At 74.0% G+C, this 13353-nt stretch carries 6 protein-coding genes and 1 pseudogene; 3 read left to right on the top strand and 4 right to left on the bottom strand.

Annotated elements, in window-relative coordinates:
* Positions 1–99: 99 nt before the first annotated feature.
* The 3 genes from ACMTAK_RS35645 to ACMTAK_RS35635 all read left to right on the top strand — a co-directional run bounded on the left by ACMTAK_RS35645 (position 100) and on the right by ACMTAK_RS35635 (position 6519).
* Entirely contained in the window at positions 100–747 is a 648-nt protein-coding gene (locus ACMTAK_RS35645) for a LuxR C-terminal-related transcriptional regulator (protein ID WP_413809984.1), read from the top strand.
* 150 nt (positions 748–897) lie between these two features.
* Positions 898–4032, top strand: a complete 3135-nt coding sequence (locus ACMTAK_RS35640; protein ID WP_413809983.1) for an alpha-N-acetylglucosaminidase — start codon at positions 898–900, stop codon at positions 4030–4032.
* A 546-nt stretch (positions 4033–4578) separates the two neighbouring features.
* Positions 4579–6519 carry a hypothetical protein gene (locus ACMTAK_RS35635; protein ID WP_413809982.1) on the top strand — a complete coding sequence of 647 codons (1941 nt, stop codon included), beginning with the start codon at positions 4579–4581 and terminating at the stop codon, positions 6517–6519.
* 524 nt (positions 6520–7043) lie between these two features.
* Here the strand turns inward: ACMTAK_RS35635 and pulA are convergent.
* The 4 genes and pseudogenes from pulA to ACMTAK_RS35615 all read right to left on the bottom strand — a co-directional run.
* Positions 7044–9581 (bottom strand): annotated as a pseudogene (gene pulA / locus ACMTAK_RS35630) (pullulanase-type alpha-1,6-glucosidase); the annotation flags it as partial.
* Between the two features lie 538 nt (positions 9582–10119).
* Entirely contained in the window at positions 10120–11508 is a 1389-nt protein-coding gene (locus ACMTAK_RS35625) for an alpha-amylase (RefSeq protein WP_413809981.1), read from the bottom strand.
* Between the two features lie 320 nt (positions 11509–11828).
* On the bottom strand, positions 11829–12008 hold the full coding sequence (locus ACMTAK_RS35620) for a hypothetical protein (RefSeq protein ID WP_413809980.1): 180 nt from the start codon (positions 12006–12008) through the stop codon (positions 11829–11831).
* A 233-nt stretch (positions 12009–12241) separates the two neighbouring features.
* Positions 12242–13285 (bottom strand): LacI family DNA-binding transcriptional regulator, encoded by a 1044-nt coding sequence (locus tag ACMTAK_RS35615; protein ID WP_413813096.1) that lies wholly within the window; start codon positions 13283–13285, stop codon positions 12242–12244.
* Positions 13286–13353: the final 68 nt, after the last annotated feature.

Below are 13353 nucleotides of genomic sequence, written 5' to 3'. Positions count from 1 at the left end.
CGGCAGAACGGTTCCCCTCCCGCTCACCGCACAGCGGTACATTCGTCGGATTCGGTCACGTCCCCCACCCCAGGGGCCCGACGAAGTCTTGGAGCCGCCGTGCGCGTTGTCCTCGCCGAAGACCTCTTCCTCCTGCGGGACGGGCTGGTGCGGATGCTGGAGGCGTACGACTTCGAGGTCGTGGCCGCCGTGGAGAGCGGGCCCGAGCTGAGCAAGGCGCTGGCCGAGCTGGATCCGGATGTGGCGGTGGTGGATGTGCGGCTGCCGCCGTCGTTCAGCGACGAGGGGTTGCAGTGCGCGCTGGCGGCGCGGCGGGCGCGGCCGGGGCTGCCGGTGCTGGTGCTGTCGCAGCATGTGGAGCAGCTGTACGCGCGGGAGCTGCTCGCGGACGGCAGCGGGGGCATCGGATATCTGCTCAAGGACCGGGTCTTCGACGCCGATCAGTTCATCGACGCGGTGCGGCGGGTCGCCGCCGGGGGCACGGCGATGGATCCGCAGGTGATCTCGCAGCTGCTGGACCGGCGCGCCCAGGACCGGCCGCTGGGGCGGCTGACGCCGCGGGAGCTGGAGGTGATGGAGCTGATGGCGGAGGGACGGTCGAACACGGCGATCGCGGCGCGGCTGGTCGTCACCGAGCGGGCGGTCGCCAAGCACACCTCCAACATCTTCGGCAAGCTCGGCCTGCCGCCGTCGGACGACGACAACCGGCGGGTGCTGGCGGTGCTCGCCTACCTCGACCGGGGCTGAGCCGCCGGAGCCGGTCGACCGTGCCTGCCCCGGCCCGCCGGAGCCGGTCGGCCTTCACCGGCCTCCCGTGCGCCCCATTGCTCCCACCCCACAACGCTGGTTAAGTGCCTTGTCCATATGACCCATTGGCCGTTGTCCGTTGGGGGGCGCATGAGCGACCTGAGCAGACGCACGCTGATCGGAACCGCCGGAGCACTGGGGGCCGGGGCCACACTGGGGAGCGGGTTACCGGCGATGGCCGACGAACCGCATGACGCACAGGACACCGCCGTGACCGCGTTCGACACCGCTCCCGCGCGCGCCGCCCTGCGGCGGCTGCTGCCGGCGCACGCCGATCAGTTCCGGCTGGTGGCGCTGGAGAAGCGGGGCGATGAGGAGCGGTTCGAGGTCGGCGGGTCCGCGGGACGGCTGACGGTCTCCGGGACCAGCCCGGCGGTGCTGCTCACCGGGGTGCACTGGTACCTCAAGTACACCTGCCACGCCCAGATCACCTGGTCCGGCGATCAGCTGAACCTGCCGGGGAAGCTGCCCGCGCCCGCCCGGCGCGTCACCCGCTCGACCGCGCTTCCGCACCGCTTCGCGTTCAACGACACCCATGACGGCTACACCGCGCCGTTCGCCGACTGGGACCGCTGGGAGCACCTGATCGACATCGCGGCCCTGCACGGCTGCAACGAACTGCTGGTCACCGCCGGTCAGGAGGGTGTCTACCACCGGCTGCTCCAGGACTTCGGCTATACGGAGGCCGAGGCGCGCGCCTGGCTCCCCGCCCCCTCCCACCAGCCGTGGTGGCTGCTCCAGAACATGAGCGGATACGGCGGCCCGGTGTCCACCGCGCTCCTGGCCAAGCGCACCGAGCTGGGGCGGCGGATCGCCGACCGGCTGCGGGAGCTGGGCATGCGGCCGGTGTTCCCCGGCTACTTCGGCACCGTCCCGGACGGTTTCGCGGACCGCAACCCGGGGGGCCGTACGGTCCCGCAGGGCGACTGGAACGGGCTCAGGCGACCCGACTGGCTGGATCCGCGCACCGAGGTGTTCCGGAAGGTGGCCGCCGCCTTCTACCGCCATCAGGGTGAACTGTTCGGCGAGGCCGAGCTGTTCAAGATGGATCTGCTGCACGAGGGCGGCGACCCCGGTGACGTCCCCGTGCCGGAGGCCGCCCGCGCCGTGGAGACCTCGCTCCAAACCGCCCGCCCCGGCGCCACCTGGGTGATCCTCGGCTGGCAGGAGAACCCGCGCCGCGATCTGCTGGACGCCGTCGACCACGACCGGATGCTCATCGTGGACGGTCTTTCGGACCTGGACACCGTCACCGACCGGGAGCAGGACTGGGGCGCGGTGCCGTACGCGTTCGGCACCATCCCCAACTTCGGCGGCCGCACCACGATCGGCGCCAAGACCCACATGTGGACCAAGCGGTTCACCGTATGGCGCGACAAACCGGGCAGCAAGCTGGTCGGCACGGCGTATATGCCGGAGGCGGTCGAGCGGGATCCGGCCGCGCTGGAGCTGTTCAGCGAGTTGGCGTGGCGGGACGAGGCGGTGGACCGGGCCGAGTGGTTCCGCTCCTACGCCGATGTGCGCTACGGCGGGCGGGACAACAGGGCCCGGGAGGCGTTCGCCGCGCTGCGCGACACCGCGTACGAGATCAGCAGCAAGGACGGCCGCCCGCATGACTCGGTGTTCGCCGCCCGGCCCTCCCTGACCGCGCGTTCGGGCACCAACTACGCGACCCACACCCCCGCCTTCGACCCGGCCGGGTTCGACGTGGCCTTCGCGGCGCTGCTGGGCGTGCGCGCCGGGCTGCGCGACAGCGACGCCTACCGCCACGACCTCACCGACATCGCCCGGCAGGCGCTCGCCAACCGCTCCTGGCAGCTGATCCCGCAGCTGAAAGACGCCTACGACCGTAAGGACCGCACGGCCTTCCGGACGCTGTCCCGGCTGTGGCTCAAGCTGATGCGGCTCAGCGACGACATGACCGGCGCCCACCGGCGGTTCCTGCTGGGCCCATGGCTCGAGGACGCCAAGCGAATGGCGTCGGGCGAGGAGGAGTCGGCCCAGCTGGAGCGGGCCGCGCGCACCCTCATCACCACCTGGGCGGACCGCTCCACGGCCGACGGCGGCAAACTGGCCAACTACGCCAACCGCGACTGGAGCGGTCTCATCGCCGACTTCCACCTCCCCCAGTGGCAGTCCTATCTGGACGAGCTGGAGGACGCGCTGGCGGAGGACCGCACGCCGCGCGCCTTCGACTGGTTCGCCGTCGAGGAGCCGTGGACGCGCGAGCGCAAGAGCTACCCCGTGCGGCCGACGGCGGACGCCCACCGCACCGCCCAGCGGGTGTACGAGGCGCTGGCCAAGGCCCCGTACCAGGGCACGCCGGCCGTCACCGCCGAGCCCGCCACCCTGCCGCCCGGCGGCTCCGCGTCCCTCACCGCCGCCCTCCGCAACGTGAGCGGGCTGCGCCCCACCGGCCACGTCGACTTCGACCTCACCGTGACCGGGCTCGACCCGTCCCCGGACGGGCCGACCCGGCTGCCGGGCGTCCCGGCAGGCGGCACCGGCGAGGTCCGCTGGCGGGCCACCGCGCCCGACGAGCCGCTGCAGCACCCGCTCGAGCCGCTGCCGTACGAGCTGGGCGTGACGTACGGGCCGCGGGGCGAGGAGCGGGTGCGGGCCGTGCGCACCGGGACGCTGTGGATCGCCGGGCCGCTGGCGGACGGGCTGAAGACGGTCACCAACAGCGGTGCGGCCTTCGGCCAGCTGAACGAGCGGTTCGCGATCGACGGCGCGGGCCAGGACCTGTGGAAGGGCACCGCCGAATTCGGCTCCGTCTACCGCGACGGCGTCCTTACGGTGGGCACGGCCATGACCGTGAAGGTGGACGCCCAGGCCGCCACCGGGCCCTGGGCGCGGGCCGGGATCATCGTCCGCGACGACCTCGCCACGGCGGGCTCCCCCGGCTTTGTGAACCTCTCCGTCACCCCGGCCAACGGCGTCGTCCTGTCGTACGACTCGGGCGGCGACGGCACGCTGGACACCTACCAGCGGATCACCGGCGTCAAGGCGCCCGTACTGCTGCGGCTGACCCGCACCGCCGCCACCTCCTACACCGGCGAGCTGTCCACCGACGACGGCGCGAGCTGGCGGAAGGTGGCCACGGTGACGGCGCCGGGCGGGGCGTCCGCGCAGGACGCCGGGATCTTCATGAGCGCGGCGAGCGGGGGCACGGGCGCCCGGGGGACGGTCGAGTTCAGCGGCTGGAGGACGAGTACGCGGTAGCGGGGTGGCGTCGGTGGCGGGGCGGGGCTCGGCGGGTGTCCGGCGGTACGCGTACGCCTGCGGCGGGCTGCTCCCCTCCCCGCCCCTTCCCACAACTGGGGCTCCGCCCCAGCCCCCGGCCGGCCCGGTCGTCCGCCGCGCCGACGCGACCAGCCCGCCGTGCGGGTGTTCACGGCGCCGCCGGTCGGCTCGCCGCCCCCGGGTGACAGCGGCTCCGCCGGGTGGCAGGAGCTCCGCCACAGGGCAGGGCCTCCGCCCATGGACCCTCGGGAGCTGGAGGCGGAGCCCCGGTCCGGGGTCTGAGGCGGAGCCCCGGTCCGGGGCCTGAGGGCGGAGCCCCGGTCCGAGGCCTGAGGGCAGAGCCCCGGTCCGGGGCCTGAGGGCGGAGCCCCGGTCCGAGGCCTGAGGGCAGAGCCCCGGTCCGAGGTCTGGGGCGGAGCCCCAGTTTCGGGAAGGGGCGGGGAGGGGAGCAGGCCGCCGCAGGCGCCAAGTGGCGCCGGACACCCCCGTAGGTGACCAACCCGGCCCGCCACTCGTTCACGACACGTGGACCAGCACCAGGCGACAGTCGCCACCGACGACGAAACCACCGGCCTGATCGACGTCGAGCAGGCCGAGGCCGCCATCGTCGAGCACTATCCGCGGCTGGTGCGGCTCGCGTATCTCATCCTGCCGCCGGGCATCGGGCGCACCCGCCGGGTGCTCGCGGCACACGCCCTCGCCCAGCGCGCGCTGCCCCGCAACCGGGGCTACGGCACCGGCCCGGACCCGCACCCCGACGTCGAACTGCCCTGGCAGCGCGGGACGAGGGGCCCGGGGGCCGACACGGGCTACGCCTATGTGCGGCTGCGGGTGCTCCGCCTGGCGCTGCGCGCCGCCCGGCAGCGGCCCTGGTGGCAGCGGCCCCCGGTGCTGCCGCAGGTGTTCGGGCTGCGACTGTTCCCGCGCTCGGGCGGCGCCGATGAACTCGCCCTGGAGAAGGCGCTGTCGGAGCTGTCCGGCCCCGGCCGCGCCGCGTACGCCCTGCTGGAGCTGGAGCAGCTCGACGAGCACGAGACGCGCGCCCTGCTGCGCGCCGCGGGGGTCGCCGACGCGCGGGACGCGGTGGACGAGGCGGAGTCGGTGCCGGACCCGGCGGGCAGCCGGGACGAATCGCTGCTGGAGTCCGCCGAGTTCGACCCGTGTTCGCTCCAGGCGCGGCCCACCGATCTGATGCGCCGCCGTCAGCATCTGCGGGCGGTGCTGGTGGCCGTGGTGGCGCTGGTGGTGTGCGGGACGCTGCTGGGAATGCCGGGGCGGGGCTGGGGGCCGAGCGGCGCCGCCGCGCCTTCGTACGCCCGCAATCCCGCCTCCGAACGGGCCCTGGACCCGGGCAGGTTGACCCGCGCCGCGCCCGACGCCTGGCGCACCGCGTCCCGCGCCGACTTCTCCTCCTGGCCCGCGCGCGGCGACCGGGTCCGGGACACCGCGCTGCTGCGCCGCGCGCTGGCCGTCTGGGCGCGGCCGGGCCGTTCGGTGCGGGTGTCGGCCACCATGGGCACGCAGTCCGGACCGCCGTCGGGGCCGCCACAGCTGCTGTTCGCGGGCGAGGTGGACCAGGCCACGGTGGTGCTGCTGTACGACGGGCTGCGGGTCGCGCGGTACGCGGAGGCGAGTGAGGGCGGCGCGGTCGCGCTGGACTTCGCCCGGCTGGACGCCGCGGACGCGGGCACCTCGACCGCCCTGGTCCTCAGCCGCACGGACGGCAACGTCCGCTATCTGACCGCCCCATGGGTGCGCCACGCCTGGGTGCGGGACCTGCTGCACCCGGCCGGGGCGCCGCGCCTGCTGCGCCGCACCGGGGACGGGGTGACCGACCCGGTGCGCACCGTTCCGCGGCTGCGCCCCTGCCGTGGCTGGCCCGCGCTCCAGTTCGGCTCGCGGCTCGTGGCCGACCTCGGCGAACTGGCCCCGGCCCGGCTCACCTACGGCACCCCGGGCGCCGGGGTGCGCGATGTGGCGGGGCGGGCGGCCCGGGCGAGCTGGGCCAGGACCGGATGCCGGCTGGCGATGATGCGGGCGCGCGGGGTGCGCTCGGTCAACGCCTGGCGGTTCGCCGCCCAGGCCCTGCCGGAGGCGGGCGGCCACGCCGCCTGGCTGTGCACCCGCGCCGACACCTGGCGGGGCACGGGCAGCAAGGTCCTGGCCCAGTTCCAGCCGTGGGACACCCGCCGCGGCAAGGCGGGCGCGGTCGCGGCCGGCGCCGACAACTCCCCCGCCTGCGGCCCGCGCGAGCCGCGGGTGCTGGCGGGGGTGCTGTGGAAGGCCCGGTCCGGCCACTGGTATCTGCTGGCCGCCGGAAGCCGCCAGGTGACCGGGATCGTCGCCACCGGCGGCGTCCGGGGCCGCTCCTACGGCCGCGGCCTGACCCTCCCCGCCAAGGCAGGCGCCCGCGCCGACCTCAAGGCCCGCCTGGCGAACGGTGACCGGATGGGCCCGCTGCGCTGACGCTCCGCTGGAAGTGCCCCGACCTGCCGTCGATCGTCCGCGGCGCCGTCGTGGCTGGTCGCCCACGCGGCGGAGCCGCACACCGACACAGCCCCGCCCCCTTCAGAGCGCCTCCCCGCCAAGGCGGGCGCGGCTGCGCCCCTGCGCCAGGGGGTGCGGCGGACCACGCGGCGGAGCCGCATATCGATGCTTTCCCGCCCCTTCCCGCGGTATCGATATGCGGCTCCGCCGCACGGCAGAAGCTCCGCCCCTGAACCCCGGCGCCCGTGGCGAAGCCCCGAACACCCCCCTGACACGCAAGCACACCAAGACGCCAGGGCCCGGCCGCTGAGGCCAGCGGCTGACGCACACTGAGGCGGCAGAGCCAGCAGGCCTTCCCCCTCTCCCGCGATATCGATATGCGGCTCCGCCGCACGGCAGAAGCTCCGCCCCTGGACTCCGGGGTCTGGGGCGGAGCCCCAGTTGAGGGAAGGGGCGGGAGGGGAACAGCCCGCCGCAGGCGCCACGCTCCGCCGGACACCCCCTCAGCGCCCGACGGCCCCCGCCACCGTGAAGACGGCGACCGTGCGGCCGGGGACGGTGAAGGTTCCGGTCGCGCGCTCGTAGCCGGACGTCCTCACCGTGGCGTCGGCGCCGTGCGCCTGTACCGGGTGGAGAGCGTACGGGGCCCCTGCCAGGGCGGGGACGGTCTGCGACCGCCGGGACGGGGCCGCGTTGAAGACCACCACGAGCCGGCCGAGCCGCATGGTGATGACGCCCGGCGTCTCCCCGGTCCCGGACAGCGGGAAGGACAGCGCCCGCCGCACCCCCTCCGCCGTGGTCTGGCTGAACGCCTTCTCCGTGGTGCGGATCCGCAGCAGATCCCGGTAGGCCGCCGAGGCGCCCGTGATCTCGGAGCAGCCGGGACGTACCGCCGGATTGGTCAACAGGGGCTTGGCGTACAGCCACTTGGGCTCGTTGTCCGCCGCCGGGGGCAGCCCCCGGCCGAAGCCGTTGCCGGACGCGCAATCCCAATGGACGGCGTTGAACCAGTCCCCGCTGTCGAAGGAGTTGCGGTCCAGCGACTTCGAGCGCAGCAGATCGGTGCCCGCCTGGCTGAGCGCCGGGCCCTGGGAGAGGGTGGCGGTGGCCAGGGCCACCACCTGGGCCCTGGCCCGGTCGGCGGCCGAGGTGGTGGCGGGGAGCTTGTAGGCGAGCGCGTCGTAGAGGGTCTCGTTGTCATGGGCGTCGGCGTAGGCGAGCGCGTCGCCGGGGGCGGCGGCGTAACCGGCCGGGGCGCCGTTGTAGTCGACCTCGGAGCCCTTGACCCGGCGTCCGCCGGTGTCGGTGAAGGTGTAGTCGGCGAGGTTGCCGGAGAGCCCCACCTTGATCAGGTCCTGGGCGTGCAGCAGCCGGGCCCGCTGCTCGTCCCGGCCGCCGTTGGCGGGTGAGCCGTTGGGGTCGGTGAAGAGCCCGGAGGCGAAGCCCTGCACGCGGGGGTCCTCGTCGAACGGCCCGCCGCCGCGCACCGCGTCCCGCGCCCGGTCGCTGAAGGTGGCGATGCCGGTACCGGCCATGTTGCGCTGGGTGGCCTGGACGAAGCGGGCGTCGTCGGCCGCTTCTCCGAAGTTCCAGCCCTCCCCGTAGAGGATGATCGACTTGCCGTCCACCCCGTCCTTGGCGGGGGTCAGGGCGTCGAGTGCCTTGCGCACGGCCAGGATGTTGGCCTTGGGGTGGTGGCCCATGAGATCGAACCGGAAGCCGTCAACCTTGTAATCACGGGCCCAGGTGACGATCGAGTCCACCACCAGCTTGCCCATCATCGCGTGCTCGGGCGCGGTGCCGGGGCAGCAGGTGGAGGTCGCCACGCTGCCGTCGTCCAGCAGTCGCTGGTAGTAGCCGGGCACGATGCGGTCGAGCACCGACTTGTCGTCCTGTCCCGCGGCCACGGTGTGGTTGTAGACCACGTCCATGACAGTGCGCAGCCCGGCGTGGGCCAGCCCCTGCACCATCCGCCGGAACTCGCGGGTGCGGGCCGGGCCGTCCGGGTCGCTCGCGTAGGACCCCTCCGGCACGGTGTAGTGCAGCGGGTCGTAGCCCCAGTTGTAGCCGTCCCTGTCGGCGGCCTGGGCCACGCACTTCTGCTGCTGGTCGGAGTCGGCGGGCAGGGCGGCCAGGTCGCAGCCGGGCCGGGCCTGGTCGGACCGCCGCTCCGGGACGGTGCCGAAGTCGAACGCGGGCAGGAGGTGGACGTACGAGGTGCCGGACCGGGCCAGCCGGGTGAGGTGCCGCATCCCGTCCGAGCCGCGGTCGGTGAAGGCGAGGTACTGGCCGGGGTGGGCGCTGCCGCGGTCCGCGATGGAGAAGTCGCGGATCTGGAGTTCCTGGATGCGGGCGTCGCGCAGCGGGACGGCCCTGGGCTTCTTCAGCGACGCCCAGCCGGCGGGGGCGAGCCGGGGATCGGCGAGGTCGGTGACCAGGCTGCGGGCGGAGTCGGCGGTCAGGGCGGTGGAGTAGGGGTCGGTGACCTCGTTGGTGACGGTCTTCCCGACGCTCGGCGCCCAGACCCGGACCCGGTAGCGGTACGGCTTGTCCCGCCACTCGGGGCTCCCGGTGACGCTCCACACCCCGCTGCCGGGGTCCCGGCGCATGGCGACGGTGCGCCCGTCGAGGTCGAGCGAGACGCTCTGGGCGGTCGGCGCCCAGACGGAGAGGGTGGGTCGGCCGCCGTGGAAGACCGGGCCGAGGCGGGCCCGGCGCGCCCGGTCGGCGTAGAGGTCGTCCAGGACGCCGGGGATCTGCACACCCGTGCGGTGCAGTACGTGGTCGCGGTCGTCGGCCGCGCGCTGGACGGCGCTGAGCGGGCCGCGCAGCGCCGTGGCGGCCTTGCCGCGGTCGCGCGGGTCGAGCCGATAGGCGGGGCGGTCGGCCAGGTGCGGATAGGCGGCCTTCTGGGCTCCGGTCAGCGCGGCCGGGGCCAGCCGCAGCGTGCCGCCGCCCGCGGAGCGCAGCTCCTCGGCGGTCGCGGCGGTGTGCTCGACCTTCCAGACGACGGTGGCGCGGTCGATCCACTGCGCCTCGGCGGTGGCGGCCTGAGTCTTGGTGGCCGCGGCCCGGGCGGTCTGCGAAACGGCGGGCACGGCCGCCGCGCCCAGCGCCAGGGTGGCGAGCGCGGCGGCGGTGCGAAAGAGGGTGGCTCTCGGGGGTTTCACGGGGCTGGTGGCTCCTTGAGGTGTGGTGTGGGTGTGGGCTCCGCGCCCCCGCTCCCCGGGCGGGGGCGGAGGCGCTCTCCGGCCCCGCCCGGGGAGCGAGGAGAACGTCGGGGGCGATTCGATGCCCGGGGCGGGGGCGGAGCCCGGGGCCTGGTGCGGTGCCTGATGCCCGGGGCGACGGCCGGGCAGGGGGCCCGGGGCCGTGCCCGGGGTCCGGGGCACGGGGCACGGGGTCCGGGGTCCGGAGTCCGGGGCACGGGCCGAGCCCAGGGGCGGAACCCCGGGCCCAAGCCGGACCGCCGGACCCAAGCCAGAACCCCGGGCCCAAGCCAGAACCCCGGGCCCAAGCCAGAACCCCGGGGCAGGGGCGGAGCCCCTTGGCTCCGGGCCCGCGGGTGAAGGCGGCGGCCTACCCGCAGCTACGGGCGCCCGTGTGCAGGGCCACCGCCGTATTGGCGCCCAGCGTGGCGGTGAACTGGCCCGAGGAGTCGACCGTGACGGACTTGCCGCTCTGCACGTCGCAGTAGCCGCCCGCCGGGAGCGAGGTCTGGAAGGTCCGGGTGAGGGAGCCGCTCTCGTGGTTGATGGCCACGTACGCCTTGTCGCCGCGTCCGAACGCGATGGCGTTGTTGCCGTTGTCCCACCAGTTGGTCACCGAGGCGCCCCGGGCCGTGTTGCGGAAGGCGACCATGCTCATGATCTCGGGCCATTTGTGCTGGCACTTCCAGCCGTCCTGGTAGCAGGCGCCCACCGCACCGCCGTTGGGCGGGCCCGCGTCGTTGTCGCTGAACTCGTAGCCGGAGTGGACGTCCGGGGACCCGTACGGCCAGGCCAGCATGAAGACATTGGCCAGGGTGTAGTCGGCGCCGTCTCTGTAGGTGAGGGTGGACCCGTTGCGCTCGGTGTCCCAGTTGTCGACGAAGACACCGGACTGGCCGCTCGCCATATGGCCCCAGCCCTCGCCGAAGTTCTTCAGATACGCCAGCTTCTCGCTCCGGAACACCCGCTTGAGGTCACGGCCGTAGCGGAACTCCTGCACATCGCCGTTGCGCAGATACTCCGTCGGCGAGACCGCCTCGCCCTCGCCGTAGATGACCTCCTGCTTCCAGTAGACGCCCGGGTCGCTCAGCCGGCTCTTGATGGCGGCCAGATCGTCCGCCGGGATGTGCTTGGCACCGTCGACGCGGAAGCCGTCCACGCCGAGCGAGAGCAGGTCGCCCAGGTACTGCGCGAGTCGGGTACGGACGTACTCCTCACCGGTGTCCAGGTCGGCGAGGCCCACCAGCTCGCAGTGCTGCACATTCCAGCGGTCCTGGTAGTTGCTGATCTGCGCGGTGCAGTCGTCCATGTCCTGGGGCTGGTAGATCCCGGGGTAGTCGTACTTGGTGTACGAGGAACCGCCGGTGCCGGTCCCGGATCCGGCCGACATGTGGTTGATGACGGCGTCGGCCACGACCTTCACGCCCGCGGCGTGACAGGTGTCGACCATGTTCTTGAAGGCGGTGCGGTCGCCGAGCCGTCCGGCGATCTTGTAACTGACGGGCTGGTAGGAGGTCCACCACTGGCCGCCCTGGATGTGCTCGGTGGCCGGGGACACCTCGACATAGCCGTATCCGGCGGGGCCGAGGGTGCTGGTGCACTCCTTGGCGACGGAGTCGTACTTCCACTCGAAGAGTTCGGCGGTGACGTCCTTGGTGCCGGGCGGTGTCGCCCTCGCGGTCTGGGGCAGTGCGACGAGCGTCACCGCGCTCGCCGCGAGGGCGAGTGCGGTGGCAAGGGGTATGCGGCTGCTGGCCATCGTTCCTCCGTGGGGGGAGTTCGGGGGTGCCGATCGAGCCTCGTACGGCAACGCGCCATGCCCGTAAGGCCAGTTGAAGGTTCTTGCTGCAAGACGTCAGTGGTGGGGTGGTGACGGGACCGTACTCGCGAGTTTTCGTTGTTGCAAGACCTTTCGCAAGCAATTGCGGCGGTGTTACGTTCAACCACGTTCTCCGATCCGGCCGGCCGGGGGTCCGGTCAACGGGCCCCACGCGCCCGGCCGGTCGGATCGGTTTTCCCACGGGGTGCCCGCTACGGGGTACCCGGCGTGCGGATCTTTCCCCTCCCCGCCCCTTCCCGCTACCAGGGACTCCGCCCCGGGGCCGAGGAGCCGACCGCCGCCGCGATCAGCTCACCGGCCAGGGCACCGACCGCGCCGCCTGTGGCGCGATGGTCGAGCGGCCGACCGGTGAGCAGCCGACCAGGGCGTCCGCGGGACGGGCGCTGCTCGCGGCAGGCGGCGAGGCCGTCAACACCCACACCGGGGGCTGGTCCCGGTCGGCACGCCAGCGCGGCGGACGCCCGCGCGACATCCGGGTCGCCCGGCCGGGACCCGGGGCGAAGCCCCGGGTTCGCTCCCCCCTGGGACCCAGAGGGTCGCCATGGTCAGCTCACCGGACGGGGGCTGGGGCGGAGCCCCAGTTGAGGGAAGGGGCGGGGTGGGGGACAGCCCGCCGCAGGCGGTACGGGCCGTCGGATACTCCAGACAGGCCCTAGCGCGGCCTGGCCGTGGAGCCGCGCACGACCAGGTCCGGCTGGAAGACGAACTCCGTGTGCTGGACCGGGTTTCCGGCCAGCTCCTCCAGCAGCGCCCCCACCGCCGCCGTCGCCATCGACTGCACCGGCTGGCGGACGGTGGTCAGCGGAGGATCGGTGAAGGCGATCAGCGGGGAGTCGTCGAAGCCGACCACCGACACATCGTGCGGCACCCGCAGCCCGCGCCGGGCCGCCTCCCGGATCACCCCGAGCGCCATCAGGTCGCTGCCGCACACGACGCCCGTACAGCCCTGGTCCAGCAGCGTGGCCGCCGCCACCTGCCCGCCCTCCACGCTGAAGAGCGTATGCCGCACCAGCTCCCGTGCCTCGTCCGCCGATCGGCCCAGCAGCTCCGCGCTCGCCGCGAGGAACCCCTCGACCTTGCGCAGCGCGGGGACATAGCGGGCGGGCCCCACCGCGAGGCCGATCCGGTGGTGGCCGAGCGCGGCCAGGTGGCGGACGGCCATCCGCGCGGCCGCCCGGTCGTCGGGCGAGACGAACGTGGCCTGGATGTCCTCGTGATAGCCGTTGATCAGCACGAACGGCACCTTGCGCCCGGCCAGCCGGGCATAGCGGGCAGGGTCCGCCGTGGTGTCGGCGTGCAGTCCGGACATGAAGACGATGCCCGCCACATCGCGCTCCTCCAACTGCTCCACCAGCTCGTCCTCGGTGGCGCCGCCGGGCATCTGGGTGCACAGGATCGGGGTGTAGCCATGACCGGCCAGCACCTGCTCGATGATCTGGGCGAAGGCGGGGAAGACCGGGTTGGTCAGCTCCGGGATGACCAGGCCGACCAGCCCGGCGCTGCGCCGCCGCAGCCGTACCGGCCGTTCGTAGCCGAGGACGTCGAGGGCGGCGAGCACCCGCTGCCGGGTGGTGGCCGCCACGCCCGCCTTGCCGTTGAGCACCCGGCTGACGGTGGCCTCGCTGACCTTGGCCTGGGCGGCGATATCGGCGAGCCGCGGCGGCGCCCCCGGCGGGCCTGCCCCCGGTGGGCCCACGGCGGATGGGCCGCCCGCGGATCCGCCCGCCGCGGATGGGCCTCCCGCGGATCCGCCCGCCTCCCGCG

This window comes from Streptomyces lacaronensis (assembly GCF_047337785.1).
In the GTDB taxonomy this organism is placed as follows: Bacteria; Actinomycetota; Actinomycetes; order Streptomycetales; family Streptomycetaceae; genus Streptomyces; species Streptomyces lycopersici.
Note: the sequence above shows the minus strand (reverse complement) of the source record. Positions and strands in the feature narration are given on the sequence as shown.